Here is a 17153-nt window from a genome sequence, read left to right on the forward strand (position 1 = left end):
CTATCGCTGTCCTTGGCGGGCGCGGACGCAGGCGTGCCGGCGTCGGCCGTCTCCACACCCGTCACATCGAGCACCTGCGCAAACAGGGGCAAGGCGGAAGGGGCGGCGCCATTGCTGCCATAGCCGGGCGTGCCGGGCAAGGCGGCGGCCTGTGGCTGCGCTGGCGCCGCTGCTGGTGCAGGTGCGGCCGAAGCCGCCCGTGCCGGAGCGGCCGGCGCCGTGTTGAAGTTCATGATCATGCTTGATTCCCGTCCGAGTCGTATTCGCCGAGCGCGGCGTAGGCGACCCAACCTTCCTTATTTGCCTGTAATGCACCCAGGTGTTGACCCAGGCGTTCTTTTTCCTCAGAGCAAATTTTAACCGCTTGCGCGTGAATTTTGCGCAAATGCAACAATTCTGTTTGTTCCTGCGCATTCCATGCGCCCCGTTCGGCCAGCAACGGGATGTTTTTCGCCATGCTGGCCGAGAGTTGTTCCATCGCCGCCCAGTCCGGCTGCGCGAGCGCCGCGTTCAATTGCCGGCTCAACTGCTGCAGCGCGGCGCGCCTAGGCATTGTTGGCCTGGACGCCCACCCAGCCGCGCTTGATGGTCGTCATCAAGGTCGTCACTTCGTCGATCAGGGTAGGGTCGAGCTTGATGCCGGCCGTGTACAGGCGCGCCACGCAATAGTCGTACAGGCGCGCCAGGTTGACGACCACTTCGCCGCCATTGTCGAAATCGAGCGAGCTCGACAAGCCGTTGATGATTTGCGTGCACTTGTCCAGGCTGATCGCCTTTTGCTCGTAGCGCTTGCCCACGATGTGCCCGCGCGCGCGCGCCAGTTCTTCCAGCAGGCCGTCCGTCAGCACCAGTACCAGTTCGACCGGTGTGGCGCGGGCGGTCTGGGAGTCCAGGTTGACGGCGTGGTAACTGCCGTAAGCTTCATTGTTCAACATTATTATCTTCTCGCTATGTTAACGTGGCGCGGTGCGGCAGGCACGCTCGCCTTAGGATTTGTCGTTGCCGAACATGGCATCGAACATGTCGGAATTGCGCGTCATTTGCTCCTGCAATACCTGCAGGCGGGAAAACTGGTCCAGGAAACGGTTGTACGCCGTGTTGTACTGATTGGTCAGGCGCTCGCTGCTCTGGGCCAGGCTTTTCTGCAACTTGTCCGTCGCTGCCAGGCGTTGGGTGATCTGGCCTTTGGTGACATTGCTCCACTGGCCCAGCACCTTGTCCAGGCCGCCGAGCACGCCGGCTGGCGCCGACAGGCTGTTATTGCCGAACAGCTTGTCCAGGCCGCCAGGATTGTCCGCCAGCTTGGCCGTCAGTTTTGCCGTATTCAGGCTGATCGTGCCGTCGCGCTGGGCGGTAATGCCATACGCGACCAGCGATACGCCGTCGACGTTCAGGCGCAGGGCGTCGCCCATGCTCGAGCGCAGGGCGTTCAGGCCGGAGTCGTGGGCAAAGAGGCCGGCGGCGATGTTCTTTTCCGGATTGCCGGGGCTGGCCAGGCCATCCATCACGCTTTTCAGCTTGTTGTAGGCGTCGACGAAGGCTTGCACATTGGCGATGGTGCCCGTGTTGTCGGTGCCGACGGTCACGGTGATCGGGCTCTCGCCAGCGCTCATGGCCTTGGTGAACGTCATTTTCACGTCGGGCACGTTGGTGAAGGTATTCGATGCCTGGGTAATTTTGGTGCCCGTGCCCTGGGCGCCCAGCCAGACGATGGCATCCTTGGGCGCCGCGATGGCTTTGATGTCGCTCTTCAGCGCCGTCTGCAGTCCCGGATCCGTCACGCTGTTGGTGTCGATCGAGACGGCATTGGCGACGCCCGTCAGATTCGACGTCAGCACCAGTTGCGCCTGGTTGCCGATATTGATGACGGAAGCGGTGACTCTCGCATTGTTCTTGCTGTTGCCATTGATGGCGGCGGCGATTTCCTGCGGCGTCAGGTAGGCGTCGCCATCCTTGTTGGCGGCGGCCAGGTCGATGTCGAAGGCGTTGTCGGCGGTGACAGCGGCCAGCGGATCGCCGAGGCGGATGGTCATGTTGCCGCCGTTGGCCGGTGTGGTGCTGCTCAAGCCGCCATACGACGTCTGGCTGGCCGTGGCCAGTTGTTCGACAAAGAATGCATAGCTGCCCGGCGCCGCCTTGATGCCGGCCGTGCCCGTGCCATACGCGGTATTGCTGAAGGTGGCGGACTGGCTCAGCACGGATTTGCTGGACGTCATGGACGACATCGCCAGCTGGAATGCCGAGATGGCCGATTTCAGGTTGCCCAGCGCGCTAGAGGTATTGCTGGCCAGCGCAGTCTGCGCAGCCAGGGCGGCCTGTTGCGCCGCTACCGACTTGGTCGCCAGATTTTTTGCGGTGACGATCGGATCGTATTGCGGTGCAGTAATTACATTTGCCATGCCAGACTCCTGAATAAAGGGATATACCGGTACAAGGCGACCCCCATTCCCGTTTCGTGAAGTTTTCCTGAAAGAAACTTACACAAACCTCATTTTACCTGCCCGCGGAACCAGAATTGCGTCGCCAGCTCGTCTTGCCGCTTGGCGTCGACTCGGTGTTGCTCATTTGCAACATGCTTTTGTTTTTGCGTCAGCACCTGGTCCAGCACCTCGCGCTTGGCCCAGGCCGTATTCAGGGCGCGCTGCGAAACGGCCATGTTGGCTTCGTGCAAATGCAAATCGGTACGGTGCTGGTCGGCCATCTGCATGACGGCCTGCTTGAAGTTGCCGCAGTTGACGGACAGGGCCAGGGGCAGGGCGCCGCTGGGGCCGCTATCCGTGTACAGGCCCGTCAGGCGCTCCAGGTTTTTCTGGTAGCGCTCGCGCACGGCCGTCTGCGCCGCCATTTCACCTTGCAGGCGTTCCACTTCGGTGCTGCGCAGGCCGACCAGGGTGGTCAGGTTGCGGATGGTATGCGCGTCGCTCACGTATGCTCCTAGGCCATGATCTGTTCAAGTTGTTCGATGCACGGCCCCATCGGCGCTTCTTCCTTGGTGCCCTGGCACAGGAAGGCTTCGATGGGCGCGTGCAGCTGCACGGCGCGGTCGGTGATCGGGTCGGCGCCGGGCACATAGGCGCCCAGCGGGATCAGGTCGCGCACGCGCGCATGGCGCGCCATCGACGCTTTCAGCGCGCGCGACGCCTGCATGTGCGTGGGCGTGATCACCTGCGCCATGCAGCGGCTGATCGAGGCGGCGATGTCGATGGCGGGGTAGTGGCCCCGCTCGGCCAGTTCGCGCGTGAGCACGATGTGGCCGTCGAGAATCGCGCGCGCCGTGTCGACCACCGGGTCTTGCTGGTCATCGCCTTCGGCCAGCACCGTGTAGATGGCGCTCATGCTGCCTTCCGGGTGGGCGCCGTTGCCGGCGCTTTCCACCAGCTGCGGCAAGTTCGAGAAGACCGACGGCGGATAGCCGCGCGTGGCGGGCGGCTCGCCCAGGGCCAGCGCCACTTCACGCAAGGCCATTGCATAGCGCGTCAGCGAATCGACCAGCAGCAGCACGTGCTTGCCCTGGTCGCGGTAATGCGCGGCGATCGAATGGCACAGTTCGGTAGCCATGATGCGCATCAGGGGCGACTCGTCGGCTGGCGCGATCACCAGCACGGCCTTCTTGAGACCTTCGGCGCCGAGCGACTTTTCCACGAATTCGCGCACTTCGCGGCCCCGTTCGCCGATCAGGCCGACGACGACGACATCGGCCACCGTCTGGCGCGTGATCAGACCGAGCAGCACGCTCTTGCCCACGCCGGAACCGGCCATCAGGCCCACGCGCTGGCCCTTGCCCAGGGTCAGCATGCTGTTGATGGCGCGCACGCCCACGTCGAGCGGCTCGACCACCGGTTGTTTCTTCAGGGGATTGATCTTCGGTGGCGTCACTTCCAGGACGTGCTCGCCGCCGAGGCGGCCCAGATCGTCGATCGGCTCGCCGAGGCCATTCACCATGCGGCCCAGCCACGACGGGCCGATCTGCAGGCTGGCCTTGTCGGGCAGGGGCAGGACGCGCGCGCCGGTGGTCAGTCCCGTGGCCTTCTTGAACGGCATCAGGTAAGAGAGTTTTTCGCGGAAGCCGACGACTTGCGCGTCGAGCCACTCGCCGCTCACAGTTTCAATTTGACAACGCTGGCCCGTGTGCAAACGGCAGCCGGCGCTTTCCAGCAGCAGGCCGGAAGCGCCGACCAGGCGGCCGGTCGGGGTCGCGACCGGGATGTCGCCGATCTCGAAACTGCGCAGCGTGTCGGCGATCATGCAGGCGCGCCCTGATCCGCGTGTTCGGCGGCCAGCGCCAGGTGGCTGCTGACTTGTTCCATGCAGGCCGACAGGCGCTGATGGCAGCCCGCGTCGACTTCATTGTCGCCTGCCTTGATGCGGCATTCGCCCGCGTCGAGGCGCGCGTCGGCGATCAGGTTCCAGCGCTTGGCGCGCTTTGGATCGAGTTCGCTGATGCGTTTCAATTCTTCCGGATTGAGGAAGACGTCGATTTCCTCGCGCGTGGGCGGCATCGAGGCCAGGGTCTCGTCGACCAGGGCCAGCAATTGCACCGGCTGCAGTGCCAGTTCCGCGCGGATCACCTGGCGCGCCACCTTGGCCACCAGGTCGACCACTTCCTTGCGCTGCGCTTCGCGGTAATCGGCGCGCACTTTTTTCAGGTCGCGCAAGATGGCGTCGACGGGGCGGGCCAGGCGGTCCAGCGCCACCAGGGTTTCATTGCGGCCTTCTTCGCGGCCCTGCGCCATGCCATCGTTGCGTCCGGTGTCGTAGCCATCCTGCTGGCCTTGCACCAGGCCCACTTCGTAGCCGTCGCGCTGGCCCTGCTCGAAGCCTTCCGAGACGGACGCCTGCCACTGGCCATCCGTGTCCTCGTTGGAGGCACGCTGGCCGGCGGCGATGAATTGCGACAGGGGCGGGAAACGATACGAGCGGAAGTGTTTCATTCGATCACCGCTTCAGCAAACAGTTGCACTTCGATCTCGCCCGCATCGGCGAGGCCCTTGACGGTGGCCATGATTTCCTGGCGCGTCTGTTCGATGCGCGACAGCGGCACGGGGCCGGAGCGGCGCATCATGTCTTCGAAGCTCTGCGCCTGGCGGCGCGGCATGGTTTTCAGCACGGCGTCGCGGATAGCCGGTTCCGCGCCCTTGAGGGCGATGGCCCACTGTTCCATCGGCACGTCTTCCAGGATGCGCGTGAGCGTGACATCGCTCTGCGTGGCCAGGATCAGGAAGTCGTACATGCTCAGTTCGATTTCCGAGACGACGTCCGGGTCGTGCGCGCGCAGCAGTTCGACCAGCGCGGCGCGGTTGCCCGGCATGCGGTTGAGAATTTCGGCGGCCTGGCGGATGCCTTCCACGCTGGTGCTTTGCGTGTCGAGCGTGCCCAGGCAGCGGCCCACCAGCTCGTCGAGCTCGACCAGCAGGTCGCGGTCGATCTCGTCCAGGCGCGCCAGGTTCAGCAAGACCAGGTCGCGGCCTTCGGCGGGCAGGGCGTCGAGGATCTGGCCGGCCAGCGCGGGCGGCAGGAAGGCCAGGAACACGGCTTGCATCTGCACGTGCTCGTTGACGATGTATTCGGCCAGCCATTTTGGCGAGGCCCACTGCAGGCGCGCCATTTTTGGACGGATCGCGTCGCCGTAAATATTGTTCAGCACGCTGTTCGCGATATCGCTGCCCAGCGCCATGTCCAGCGAGCGCTTCAGGTAGCTGCGCGAGGCGCCGTGCACGCCGCTTTGCTGGCGGTAGTCGTCGAAGAAGGTCTGCATGGCCGTTTTCACGGATTCGACCTTGATGCCGCTCATGCGCGACATCACTTGCGTGACTTCCAGCAATTCTTCACGCGACAGACAGCGCAGCACGTTGGCCGCCTGTTCTTCGCCGATGCTCAGCAGCACGATGGCGGCCTGTTCCACGGGATTCAGGCTGACGCTTTCGTACTCGGCGCCGTCGGAGGGATTATTGTTGTTGAGTTCGGCCATTTTTCTGCATCCATTGTTTGACGACTTCGGCGACACGCTCGGGTTCTTTTTCCGCCAGTACTTTCAGGTGGTCGACCATCACGTCGACCGCCGAGCCTGGCGGCGGCAAATCATAGTTTTCCAGCAGCGGCACGACCGGCATGTTGCCAGGCGCGGCCGCTTCGCCTTCGAGCGCCAGCGGGCTGCCGTTCACGCCCAAGGCCGGCGCGCCGGCAGCGGCTGCGCCATTGGCGCCGGCGGCGGCGTTGCTGCCGCCCAGTGCCAGGGCTGGATCGAGCTGTTTCAGTGGCGGCGGCGCCAGACGCGAGGTCAGCAGGCGCAGCATCGGACGCAGGATCAGGAAGTAGCCGAGCACGGCGCCCAGGGCGTACAGCAGCCAGCCGCTGAAGTCGACGACGGTATCGCGCTCTTCCCACCACTGCGCCACAGGCGGCTTGGCGGGGAAGGCCAGCGCCGTCAGGCTCAGGCTGTCGCCGCGCTGGGCGTTGATGCCCAGGCCGCTGCGCAGCATTTTTTCGATATTGCCCAGTTCGGCAGGGGTCCAGCCCGTTTTCGGATTCGGTGCGGCGGCGCTGTTGAGGACGACGGCCACGCTGAGTTTTTCCAGGCGGCCACGGCTGCGCTTGATCTGCGTGATGCTGCGGTCGTAGGCGTACTGGCGCGTGGTGGCGTTCTTGCGGGCCGTGCCATCGTCGGACGGCTTCGGCGCGCCATCGGCAGGGGCTGCGCTGGCGGCATCGGCCGGTGCCGGCACGGCGGCCGCTGGCGGACGGTTCGACAGGCTGCCGGGGATGCCGGCCACGGTGCGGTTGCGTTCCTGCTCTTCGCGCATCGCCTCGCTCGTCACTTTCGGGGCTTCGCCGTATTTTTCCAGCGTTTCGTCGACGCGGTCGTTGTTCACGGCGGCCGTCACGCTGAGCTTGAAGTTGTCTTCGCCGATGACGGGACCCAGCAAGCCCATGACGTTGTGGCGGATTTCATCCTGGAAGCGTTTCGCGCCTTCATTGCCGGCGGCCGAAGCGTCGAAGCCGTCCGTCAGGTCGACGTGCGCGGACAGCAGGTTGCCGCCCTGGTCGACCAGGCTCACGCGCGTGGGCGCCAGGCTGGCGACGCTGCCGGCCACCATGTTGATGACGGCGGCGATCTGTTCCGGCGCCAGGGTGCGGCCCGGTTTCAGCGCCACGACGACGGAAGCCGACGACTTGTCGCCGTCGCTGGCGACAAACGACGTCGACTTGGCAATCGACAGATGGACGCGCGCCGAAGCGATCGCGTCCATCGTCATGATGCTTTGCGCCAGTTCGCCTTCCAGGCCGCGGCGGAAGCGCACGTCCTGCACGAATTGGGAGACGCCCAGCGGGTCATTCTTGTCCATCAGTTCCAGGCCGGCCGGCAGCTGCGCCGTCACGCCTTTCGAGGCGAGCAGCATGCGCACCTTGCCCAGCACGGCGTCGGGCACCAGCACCTGGCCGCTGTCCGGATGCAAACGGTAGGGGATGTGCTCGGCGTCGAGTGTCGCCATCATGTCCGTCACGGCCACTTTTTCGCGCGCGCCAAACACCGGCTTGTAGTTGGCCTGGTCGCGCCAGGCATACATGGTCACCATGGCGGTGATGCCGATGGCCAGCACGACGATGGGAACCAGGTTTTTCAGCAGGGCGGGCGGGATGGCGGGCTGGGCGCCAGGGCGCCAGCGCGCAAATGCGGACTTCATGGTGGTAATCACTTGGGGTAACTTTCGCTGGGAGGCTGGGCGTGGATCAGGGCGTGAAGATTACAGAGGCAGTTTGATGAGTTCGTCGACGGCGCCCATGACTTTGTTGCGCACTTGCATCAACATGGAGAAGGACAGGCTCGCTTCCTGGCTGGCCAGCATGGCGCCGACCATGTCGTCGCTCTTGCCGCTGTCGACATCGCTCATTTTTTGCGCGGCCATGCGGTCATCGCCGTTGACCTTGCCGATGGCGTCTTTCATGCTTTGCGCAAAAGAGAAGCCCGATTGCTCCGGTGCGCCGAACTGGGCGGCCGGCATGATGCTGGCGCCCAGGGCGCGCGCGTCATTGCTCAGTGCTGCCAGATCGGCCTTGATCAGACCTGCGAGTTCGTTGCTCATCTTGCCCTCTACTTTCAATATGCGGTGACGTATCAATCAGAAATTACTGGTGTTGCCATTCCGGCAGAATTGCATGTCATGCGATTTGCCCGGCCCGATCCGCAGGGCCCATCAGTTTTATCAGTTGCCACACCATCCGCTCAAGCAGACTCAAACAAACTCAGCAAACCCGCGCCGGCAGGATTTACATGGCCATGACAACTAATATTTATCTGATAAAAGTTTCTGCTGGTGGCAATAAGAAGAACTGAAAACTGCCATAAAAAACCGGAATCAGGTAAGCGGAATGGCACACTGCAAATCACTATTTTGTCCCTATAAGCTTACCTCGGGGCAACTATAAAGTAAAGAGAGGATTGCCTCAAGGAATATTGATACATGGCAATATTTAGCGTTTTCATGTATTGTTCAGCACCGTAGTCATCCAGCATGCGATACGATGCGCAATCGTTTGCTTGCAAGCCTGTCGGCAAGAGCAAGATGATGCTGTATTTAATTTCGGGCGATCCGTATAATTTGTTCTGCCACCGCAATACGACATGACCCTCATGATAACCACTAAGACAGATCAAACTGTGCGCCATCAAGTCCTCGATTCCTGTCTGCTTGGACGTCCTGTCCATTTGCTGCATGTATTCGGCGCGCAGCTGCGCGACGACCTGGCCGTGGCCCTGCGCCAGCCCATGAGCCGTCGCTACTGGGGTAATTTCCAGATCGATGCCGTGACCTTGTCGCGCGTCGAGAACGAGGACAGCGCGAACCGCTGGCTGAGTTTTTCCACGCAGGCCGGCCAGCCGGGCTTTGCGCTCGAGCGGCAGATACTCTTGAGCGTGCTGAACTATCGCTATGGTAGTGCCGGCGCCAAGGGGCCGCTGCCCGATCCGGCGCAAGTGCGCGTGACGGCCACGGAAGAACGCCTCGCTGTGGTGCTCGGACAACAGTTGGTGGGCAGCTTGTTTGCCCGCATCCACAAAAACCTGCAAACCCTGGGCAAGAGCAGCGACATCGACACCAATGCCGAGGTCGCCGTGCAGTCCGGCGTGCACCCGGCACGCGGCAGCTGGATCATCACCGTGGCCCTGAGCGACGTCGAGGCGGGGCAGAGCGGCCAGTTCTGGTTCTCGCTGGACAAGCGCCTGATGGCCGACGTGCTGCGCGGCCTGCTGCCCGAGCGCGCGCAAGCGAAGAAGGCCTTGCGCGGCAGCGTGCGTCCGCTCGCTTCGCGCCTGCAGGTAACCCTGGAAGGCCGCCTTGTCAGCAAGCAGGTGCAGCTGGGCGCCCTGTTTGACTTGCGCGTGGGCGACGTGATTCCCGTCAGCCTGAGCCGTACCGACGTCATGCTCGACGATTCCCGTTTATTTACAGCGGCTGTTTCCGAACACAAGGGCAAGCTCTGTTTAACCTCATTTGAAGATGTCGAATAATATGAATATGACCGATACCAACCAGAGCGAGACCCTGCTGGAAGACCTGGGCGATGACATGATCATCGACCAGGGCGACGTCTCCGACGTGGCCAGCACCCGCGCGCGCCGCGACATTCCGCAGATGATGCGCAAGATTCCCGTCACCCTGACCCTGGAAGTGGGCTCGGCCCGCATCTCGCTGGAAGAATTGATGGCCATCGGCCCGGAAAGCGTGATCGAACTCGACATGCTGGCCGGCGAACCGCTGGTGATCAAGGTCAACGGCACGCCGATCGGCCGTGCCGAAGTGGTGGTGGCCGGCGAGAACTATGGCCTGAAAGTCATCGACCTCGACGGCCTCAATCTCGACCTGATGACAGCATGAAGCTGGCGGTACCCGGTTTGAGCCGGCGCCGCGGCGCGCTGGCTGCCGCGCTGGCTGTCCCTGTTCTGATGCTGTGCTGCAGCGCCGCCGGCGCGCAGGACCTGCTATCCGGCGTGGTGCCGGGCGCGAAGACCGACTTGTCGGTGAAGATGCAGATCCTCGTCGTCATGACCCTGCTCGGGCTGCTGCCCGTGATGGTCATGATGATGACCAGCTTTACCCGCTTCGTCATCGTGCTGTCGCTGCTGCGCCAGGCCCTCGGCCTGCAGCAGGGCTTGCCCAACCGTATCGTCACCGGCATCGCCCTGATTCTCACCTTGCTCGTCATGCGTCCCATCGGCGACCAGGTGTGGAAGGAAGCGTTCGTGCCTTACGACCGCGACCAGATCGGCATGCAGGAAGCCCTGAAGATTGCCGAAGTGCCCATTTCGCGCTTCATGCTGGCGCAGACGAGCAAGGCCGCGCTGGCGCAGATCGCGCACCTGGCCGGCGAACCGTCGAGCATGCGTCCGCAAGACCACAGTTTCACGGTCAAGCTGGCCGCGTTTGTGTTGTCTGAACTCAAGACGGCGTTCCAGATCGGCTGCATGCTGTTCATCCCCTTCCTCATCATCGACCTGGTGGTGGCGTCCGTGCTGATGGCCATGGGCATGATGATGCTGTCGCCGCTCGTCATCTCGCTGCCGTTCAAGCTGCTGCTGTTCGTGCTCGTCGATGGCTGGACCCTGACCGTCAACACCTTGGTTACCAGCATACAGGGCTATTGACCGATGTTTACCCCTGAAGTCGCCGTCGATCTGATCATTGAAGCATTGCATGTCGTCATGCTGCTGGTGGTGATCCTGGTCGTGCCGGGTTTGCTCATGGGCTTGCTGGTCGCGCTGGTGCAGGCGGCCACCTCGATCAATGAGCAGACCATGAGTTTCCTGCCGCGCCTGCTGGTCACCCTGCTGGCCCTGATCCTGGCCGGACGCTGGATGGCCGGTTACCTGATGGATTATTGCGTGTCCATTTTTCAGCGCGCCGCCACCCTGGTCGGATAGCGCCGCGCGCCATGGATCAGATTTTCAATCAGGTGCTGCCGTTTCTGCTGGCCGTGTGGTGGCCGTTCTGCCGCATCCTGGCCATGCTCAGCGCCTCGCCCGTGATCGGCGACGCCATGGTGCCCGTCCCCGTGCGGGTGCTGCTGTCGCTGGTGCTGGCGATCCTGATGCTGCCCGTGATGCAGGCGTCGGGCGTGTCGCAGGACTTGATGAAGATCGATCCGTTTTCCCTGCACGCCCTCGTCGCCACGCTGGAGCAGGCCATCGTCGGCTTCGTGCTGGGCCTGGCTTTCCACTTCGCCATGTCCGTCATGTCGGTGCTCGGCTACCTCGTGTCGAGCCAGGTGGGCTTTTCCATGGCCGTCATGAACGACCCGCTGAACGGCACTTCGTCGGACGTGATTTCCGGCCTGCTCACCATCCTGTGCATGATCGTGTTTTTCGCCATCGACGGCCACCTCGTGCTGACGGGCGTGATCGGCGCCAGTTTCACGGCCTGGCCCGTGGGGCAGGGCTACGGGCCGCTGCTGCTGCAGACGGTGGCGTATAACGTGGCGTGGATTTTCGCCGCCGCCATGCTGCTGGCCTTGCCCATCGTCTTTTCCACCATGGTGGTGCAGCTGGGCTTTGGCTTCCTGAACCGGGTGGCGCCGTCGCTGAACCTGTTTTCGCTGGGTTTTTCCATGATCACCATGTTCGGCCTGCTGATGCTGATACAGATCGTGCGCTTTATTCCGGAGCACTATGTCGCCATGACCAACCGTGTGCTCGACATGATCGCCGAACAGATGCGGGTGGCCCATGGCGGATAGCAGCACGGGCGACAAAACAGAAAAGGCGTCAGCGCAGAAGCTGAAGAAATCGCGCCAGGAAGGGCAGGTGGTGCGTTCGCGCGACCTGTCGACGGCGCTGGGCATCCTGATCAGCATGAAGGTCTTCATTTACCTGCTGCCCGGTTATCTGGTCAGCTTTCGCGAGCTGTTCGCGATGTCCTTCATGCCGCTCGACAGCAAGGGTGCGCTGGAAAATGCCATGTCGATGGCGTTTACCACGTCGGTGGGCTTGCTGATCAAGATGATCGTGCCGCTGTTTTGCGTGCCCTTGTTCGTCGTGCTCGGTTCCTTGATCCCCGGCGGCTGGGTCATCAGCACGAAGAACTGGGCGCCGAAGATGGAGCGCCTGAGTCCGGCCAAGAACCTGGGCCGTTTGATTGCGCCCAAGCATGCTTTTGAATTCGGCTTGTCGATCGCCAAGGCCGTCGTGCTGGGCATGGTGCTCGTGCACGTGAGCCGCTCCAGCCTGACGCAGTACGTGGACTTGCAACACAGGCCCCTGCAGCAAGCCATGCTCGATGGCTCGGCGCTGATGCTCGACGGCCTGATGGCGCTCATTTCCGTCTTCGTCCTGTTTGCCATCATCGACGTGCCGGCGCAGGCATTTTTCTTTGCCCGCAACCAGCGCATGAGCAAGCAGGACGTCAAGGAAGAACATAAAAGCAGCGAAGGACGGCCCGAAGTGCGCCAGCGCATCCGTCAGCTGCAGCAGCAGATCGGCCGGCGCAGCGTGCGCAAGACGGTGCCCGACGCCGACGTGGTGATCGTCAACCCCGAGCATTACGCCGTCGCATTGAAGTATGACCAGGACCGCGCCGAGGCGCCGTTCGTCGTTGCCAAGGGCGTCGACGAGATGGCGCTGTACATCCGGCAAGTGGCGAAGGAACACAATATCGAAACGCTGGAGTTGCCGCCGCTGGCGCGCGCCATCTACAACACCAGCCAGGTGCAGCAGCAGATTCCCGTGCAGCTGTACCAGGCCGTGTCGCAGGTGCTCAACTACATACTGCAGCTGAAAGCATTCCGTACTGGGCAGCGCGCCGCCCAGCCCCCATTTCCCACCGAGGTGGTCGTGCCATCTCATTTGAGCGAGGTAGTACCTTCATGAATTTCCTGAACCGGTTGGTTGCCGAAATGCGCCGCCACAAGTTCGCCACGCCGCTGTTCCTGCTGGTGATCCTGGCGATGATCATCCTGCCGCTGCCGCCCGTGCTGCTCGATATCTTGTTCACTTTCAATATCGTGCTGGCACTGATCGTCATCCTCGTCAGCGTGTCGGCCAAGCGGCCGCTCGATTTCTCCGTCTTCCCGACGGTGATCCTGGCCACCACCATGCTCAGGCTGACCCTGAACGTGGCGTCCACGCGCGTGGTGCTGCTGCACGGTCATACGGGCGCGGACGCGGCCGGTAAGGTGATCGAGGCGTTTGGTAACGTGGTCATTGGCGGTAACTTCGTCGTCGGTATCGTCGTCTTCGTGATCTTGATGATCATCAATTTCGCCGTCGTTACCAAGGGCGCCGAGCGCATCTCGGAAGTGTCCGCGCGCTTTACCCTCGATGCCTTGCCGGGCAAGCAGATGGCGATCGACGCCGACCTGAACGCCGGTCTGATCAACCAGGAAAAAGCCCAGATCCGCCGCAAGGACGTGGCCGCCGAAGCGGATTTCTACGGCGCCATGGACGGCGCGTCGAAGTTCGTGCGCGGCGACGCCGTCGCCAGTATCTTGATCTTGATCATCAACATGGTCGGCGGCGTGGCCATCGGCTCGCTGATGCACGACCTGTCGTTCGGCGACGCCTTCCGCCAGTACGCACTGCTGACCATTGGTGATGGCCTGGTGGCGCAGATCCCGGCGCTGCTGCTGTCGGCCGCGGCCGCCATCCTGGTGACCCGTATCAGCGATTCGGGCGATTTCGAACAGCAAGTGGCAGGCCAGGTGCTGACGTCGCCAACGGTGATCTACAGCGCGGCCGGCATGATGGTGGCGCTGGCATTGATCCCGGGCATGCCGTGGTTCATGTTCATGACCTTTGCCGCCGTGCTGGCCTTCGTGGCCTGGCGTCTGACCAAGCGCGTGAAAGGGCCCGACGCGGCCGGCATGGCGGCCATCGAGGCGGCCTTGCGCGATGACAAGCCGGCCGAACTGGAATGGCAGCAATTGCCCGCCGTACAGCCGCTGATGGTGATGCTCGGCTATAAATTGGTCGGCATGGTGGATAAAACCCAGGGCGAACCGTTGAACAAGCGCGTCAAGGGCGTGCGCCAGAGCCTGTCCGAATCGATGGGCTTGCTGTTGCCGAATATCGGCGTGCGCGACGATCTGGCCCTGAAGCCGTCGCAGTACGCGATCGTGCTGTCTGGCACTGTGGTGGCGCAGGCGGAAGTGCAGGCCGACCGCCTGATGGCGATCCCCTCGCCGAACGTGTATGGCCAGCTCGACGGCATTCCCGGCATCGAGCCGGCCTACGGCATGCCCGTCACGTGGATCGAACCGGGCGAAAAAGCACATGCGCTGGGCCTCGGCTACCAGGTCATCGAGGCGCCCAGCGTGATCGCCACGCACTTGTCGAAGATGGTGCGCGAGTACTTGCCGGAACTGTTCCGCCACGAAGACGTGTCGAACATGATGGAGCGTCTGACGGCCCTGTCGCCGAAACTGGCCGGCGCGCTGGACAAGGCGCTGACGCACACGCAGCTGCTGCGCGTGTTCCGCGTCCTGCTGGCGGAAAATGTGTCGCTGAAGGATATCGTGCCCATCGCCACCACCTTGCTCGACAGCTCGGAAACGACCAAGGATCCGATCCTGCTGGCGGCCGAAGTGCGCTGCGCGCTGCGGCGCCAGATCGTCAGCGGCCTGTTCGGCCAGAAAATGGAAATGCAGGCATTTAACCTGGGTGGCGAGCTGGAAAACATGCTGCTCGGCTCTCTGAATCAGGCGCGCCAGTCGGGCAAGGTGACCCTCGATAACTACCCGATCGACCCGCATCTGCTGTCTCAGCTGCAAGTAAACATGCCGGTGGCGCGCGAGCAGATGAAGCAGCAGGCCACGCCGCCGCTGCTGCTGGTACTGCCGCAGATCCGTCCGCTGCTGGCCCGCTATGCGCGCCTGTTCGCGCCGGGACTGCACGTGCTGTCGTACAACGAAATCCCGGAAAACCGTGAAGTGAGCATCATCGGCACGGTGGGGTAAAATGAAAAAACGGCGCTTCGAGCGCCGTTTTTTTATGCTGCATCAATCCTGCTCGTCGATGGGCGGCAGCAAATCCTGCGTCGGCTCCGCCGGCCCGGCCAGCATGAATACATCCTCTTCCTGTGCGTCCGCCGACGCGTCGCCATAATCGTAACCGAACGGCGCCGCCACTTCCTTCGAGACAATGATTTCTTCCTCCGGCTCGGACGCGGGCGCCTCTGCCGGCGCATCGGGATCGGCCGCCACTTCCGCTTCCGGCTGTGTCAGCAGCAGGGCCACTTCGGCCATGGCGCGGAACAGGGGCAGCGACAGCGAAGCGGCGCCCGCCTGCATCGGGTAGTTGCCGTGCACGCGCTGCGCATGCAGCTGGCGGTTCAGGCGACAGCGCACCAGGCGCAGGCCGGCGCGCCGTACGGCGTCGGCGATTTCGGGCAGGGCCAGGCGCAAATGGCGCAATGCCGCTTCCTCTTCGGCGGCCAGTTCCAGCAGCACGCCGTCGCCGGACGGTTCCATCTGGATCACGACCCGGCCGATGCCGATGATGATCAGTTCGACGCGCAGCGCCACCTTGCCGCGCCGTTTCGGTGCTGCATCTTCGTCTTCGTCGCTGGCCAGCACGCGCAGCAGCAGGCGCTGGCCGCCCCAGCCATACACGGCAAAGCGCCACGCTTCGCTGTCGACCGTCAAGGGCGGGCGGGCGCCTTCGCGCAGCAGGGCCGGCTGCTGCTCGGCCATGAACAAATTGCCCGGCACGTGCTGGCCGCGCGCCTGTTCCTGCAGTGCCGCATATTGTTCGCCATACGTGCGCACCATCACGCGCCACGAGGCGGCCAGCTGCGCCGCGTCGGGCGGCTGCCATATCAGCTGTCGCGTGAAGAAGAGCTGGTTGACCTGCATGGCGCTGCTGTCGCGCGGCAAGGCGCCGCCCGTACCCTCGGCATTCGGCTTGATGAGGGATGCCAGGCTGTCCTGTCCCTTCTGCTGCAGCTGGGCGGGCAGGGTGCCGGCGTCGGGCGCGGGCGCCATGTAGGGGCCGATAGGCACCAGCGGCTGCACCACGCCAGGCACCATCGGCGTAGCGGGGCTGACGTCGAAGCGCTGGGTAATCAGGGGCACCGGGTTGCCCGATGCAATGCGGTCTATCGCCATGCCATTGCTTCCTGCTGATACATATTCATCCGATCCGCCATCGTGTCCTGCCGGTAATTATTGTAGTAAAGAAAGAATCAGCTTGCTCATGCTCTGGCTTTGCTTGAGCATGGCCGTACTCGCTTGCATCAGCATTTGCGCCGACGTCATGTTGGCGCTTTCGGCCGCGTAATCGACGTCCATGATGCGGCCGATGGCGGCCTTGGTGTTGGTGACCATATTGGACAAGTTATTGTAGACGTGGCCGAGCCGGTTCGCGGTGGCGCCCAGCGCCGAGCGCACGCTGCCGACCTTGTCGACGGCTGCCGCCAGCATGTCGATCATGCCGTTGGCGCTGCTGTTGCTGGCAAATTCGCTGCCGGCTGTGGCGCCCGGCGCAAAATTGACGGAAATCGCCTGCAGCGCAGTGTTGAGCGCACCCATGTCGCCCGCCACGCTGAACTGCATGGTCTCGCTGCCGGTGGCGCCGATCTGGAACGTCATGGCTTGCGACAAGGTGCCCATGCCGGCGCTGCCGTTGCCCAGCAATAAAGTGCCGCCGTAGCGGGTGTTCGTCATGACGTTGTACAGCTCGGCGCCCAGCGCATCGTATTCGCCCTGCATGGCCTCGCGGTCCTTCTGGTTCGACGAGGCGTCCGCCGCCTGGGTGGCCAGGTCCTTCATGCGCACGAGCATGCTGGTCACTTCGCCAAACGCGCCTTCGGCCGTTTGCAGCAGGGAGGTACTGTTTTGCGTATTGCGCATGGCCACCGCCATGCCGCTGGTCTGGGCGCTCAGCCGGGTGGCGATCTGCAAGCCGGCCGCGTCGTCCATGGCCGAGTTGATGCGAAAGCCCGTGGAGAGGCGCGTCATCGACGTCGACAGCATTTGCTGCGCCCAGCCCATGGCCCGCTGGGCAGATAGTGCGGCAGTATTGGTATGAATGCTCAGCACGCGGCGGCTCCAGTGGACGATTGTTCGGCGTTTACCTTGTATAGGCGACTATGCCGGCAACATCGTTAAACATGATGGCAATTTAGTTCAATATGCTGGAAATTCCCGGCACTGCAGGCAAAAAAAAGCCA

General features: G+C 63.1%; 19 protein-coding genes. 7 read left to right on the forward strand and 12 right to left on the reverse strand.

The features are described from left to right. From VM94_RS28570 to VM94_RS19145, 10 genes are all read right to left on the reverse strand, one after another. Positions 1-239, reverse strand: a 239-nt coding sequence (locus VM94_RS28570) for a hypothetical protein (protein WP_046684905.1), incomplete at its 3' end; no start/stop codon positions are given. Beyond that, a complete protein-coding gene (locus tag VM94_RS19105) occupies positions 236-553 on the reverse strand; it encodes a hypothetical protein (protein WP_046684906.1) in 318 nt (105 codons plus the stop codon). The genes VM94_RS28570 and VM94_RS19105, both read right to left, overlap by 4 nt. Beyond that, on the reverse strand, positions 546-935 hold the full coding sequence (gene fliS / locus VM94_RS19110) for a flagellar export chaperone FliS (RefSeq protein WP_034757830.1): 390 nt from the start codon (positions 933-935) through the stop codon (positions 546-548). Before fliS ends, VM94_RS19105 begins: the two co-directional genes overlap by 8 nt. A gap of 51 nt (positions 936-986) precedes the next feature. After that, the gene (gene fliD / locus VM94_RS19115) at positions 987-2399 is read right to left on the reverse strand and encodes a flagellar filament capping protein FliD (protein ID WP_046684907.1); all 1413 of its coding nucleotides are present in this window, start codon (positions 2397-2399) and stop codon (positions 987-989) included. An 89-nt stretch (positions 2400-2488) separates the two neighbouring features. Beyond that, on the reverse strand, positions 2489-2926 hold the full coding sequence (locus tag VM94_RS19120) for a flagellar export protein FliJ (protein WP_046684908.1): 438 nt from the start codon (positions 2924-2926) through the stop codon (positions 2489-2491). Positions 2927-2934: 8 nt separating this feature from the next. Next, the gene (gene fliI / locus VM94_RS19125) at positions 2935-4245 is read right to left on the reverse strand and encodes a flagellar protein export ATPase FliI (RefSeq protein ID WP_046684909.1); all 1311 of its coding nucleotides are present in this window, start codon (positions 4243-4245) and stop codon (positions 2935-2937) included. Continuing rightward, positions 4242-4931, reverse strand: a complete 690-nt coding sequence (fliH, locus tag VM94_RS19130; protein ID WP_034787861.1) for a flagellar assembly protein FliH — start codon at positions 4929-4931, stop codon at positions 4242-4244. The genes fliI and fliH overlap by 4 nt, the downstream gene beginning before the upstream one ends. After that, positions 4928-5968, reverse strand: coding sequence for a flagellar motor switch protein FliG (locus tag VM94_RS19135; RefSeq protein WP_046684910.1), 1041 nt, complete (start codon positions 5966-5968; stop codon positions 4928-4930). Before VM94_RS19135 ends, fliH begins: the two co-directional genes overlap by 4 nt. Continuing rightward, positions 5946-7682, reverse strand: coding sequence for a flagellar basal-body MS-ring/collar protein FliF (gene fliF / locus VM94_RS19140; protein WP_138828842.1), 1737 nt, complete (start codon positions 7680-7682; stop codon positions 5946-5948). The genes VM94_RS19135 and fliF overlap by 23 nt, the downstream gene beginning before the upstream one ends. Positions 7683-7742: 60 nt before the next feature. Next, positions 7743-8081: a flagellar hook-basal body complex protein FliE gene (locus VM94_RS19145; RefSeq protein WP_046684912.1), complete on the reverse strand. Its 339-nt coding sequence runs from the start codon at positions 8079-8081 to the stop codon at positions 7743-7745. A 575-nt stretch (positions 8082-8656) separates the two neighbouring features. On the opposite strand from VM94_RS19145, the gene VM94_RS19150 reads away from it, so the two are divergent. Genes VM94_RS19150 through VM94_RS19180 form a run of 7 tightly spaced genes read left to right on the forward strand, consistent with a single transcriptional unit; the run spans position 8657 to position 14940 of the window. Further along, positions 8657-9505 (forward strand): FliM/FliN family flagellar motor switch protein, encoded by an 849-nt coding sequence (locus VM94_RS19150; RefSeq protein ID WP_235432957.1) that lies wholly within the window; start codon positions 8657-8659, stop codon positions 9503-9505. A gap of 1 nt (position 9506) precedes the next feature. Next, complete coding sequence (locus tag VM94_RS19155; protein WP_046684914.1) at positions 9507-9872, forward strand: FliM/FliN family flagellar motor switch protein; 366 nt, start codon at positions 9507-9509, stop codon at positions 9870-9872. Further along, positions 9869-10639 (forward strand): flagellar type III secretion system pore protein FliP, encoded by a 771-nt coding sequence (gene fliP, locus VM94_RS19160; RefSeq protein WP_046684915.1) that lies wholly within the window; start codon positions 9869-9871, stop codon positions 10637-10639. The genes VM94_RS19155 and fliP overlap by 4 nt, the downstream gene beginning before the upstream one ends. Positions 10640-10642: 3 nt before the next feature. Continuing rightward, complete coding sequence (locus VM94_RS19165; RefSeq protein WP_034757874.1) at positions 10643-10915, forward strand: flagellar biosynthetic protein FliQ; 273 nt, start codon at positions 10643-10645, stop codon at positions 10913-10915. An 11-nt stretch (positions 10916-10926) separates the two neighbouring features. After that, positions 10927-11727, forward strand: coding sequence for a flagellar biosynthetic protein FliR (locus tag VM94_RS19170; protein WP_046684916.1), 801 nt, complete (start codon positions 10927-10929; stop codon positions 11725-11727). Next, positions 11717-12856 carry an EscU/YscU/HrcU family type III secretion system export apparatus switch protein gene (locus VM94_RS19175; protein ID WP_046684917.1) on the forward strand — a complete coding sequence of 380 codons (1140 nt, stop codon included), beginning with the start codon at positions 11717-11719 and terminating at the stop codon, positions 12854-12856. The genes VM94_RS19170 and VM94_RS19175 overlap by 11 nt, the downstream gene beginning before the upstream one ends. Further along, positions 12853-14940, forward strand: a complete 2088-nt coding sequence (locus VM94_RS19180) for a flagellar biosynthesis protein FlhA (RefSeq protein ID WP_046684918.1) — start codon at positions 12853-12855, stop codon at positions 14938-14940. Before VM94_RS19175 ends, VM94_RS19180 begins: the two co-directional genes overlap by 4 nt. A 42-nt stretch (positions 14941-14982) precedes the next feature. Here VM94_RS19180 and VM94_RS19185 read toward each other — a convergent pair whose 3' ends face one another. Together VM94_RS19185 and VM94_RS19190 are read right to left on the reverse strand one after the other, a co-directional pair. Beyond that, a complete protein-coding gene (locus VM94_RS19185) occupies positions 14983-16089 on the reverse strand; it encodes a hypothetical protein (RefSeq protein ID WP_185982116.1) in 1107 nt (368 codons plus the stop codon). A gap of 57 nt (positions 16090-16146) precedes the next feature. Beyond that, the gene (locus VM94_RS19190; RefSeq protein ID WP_046684919.1) at positions 16147-17022 is read right to left on the reverse strand and encodes a flagellin N-terminal helical domain-containing protein; all 876 of its coding nucleotides are present in this window, start codon (positions 17020-17022) and stop codon (positions 16147-16149) included. Positions 17023-17153: the final 131 nt, after the last annotated feature.

Origin of the sequence: Janthinobacterium sp. KBS0711 (assembly GCF_000988085.1) — a bacterium.
Classification (GTDB): Bacteria; Pseudomonadota; Gammaproteobacteria; order Burkholderiales; family Burkholderiaceae_D; genus Janthinobacterium; species Janthinobacterium lividum_E.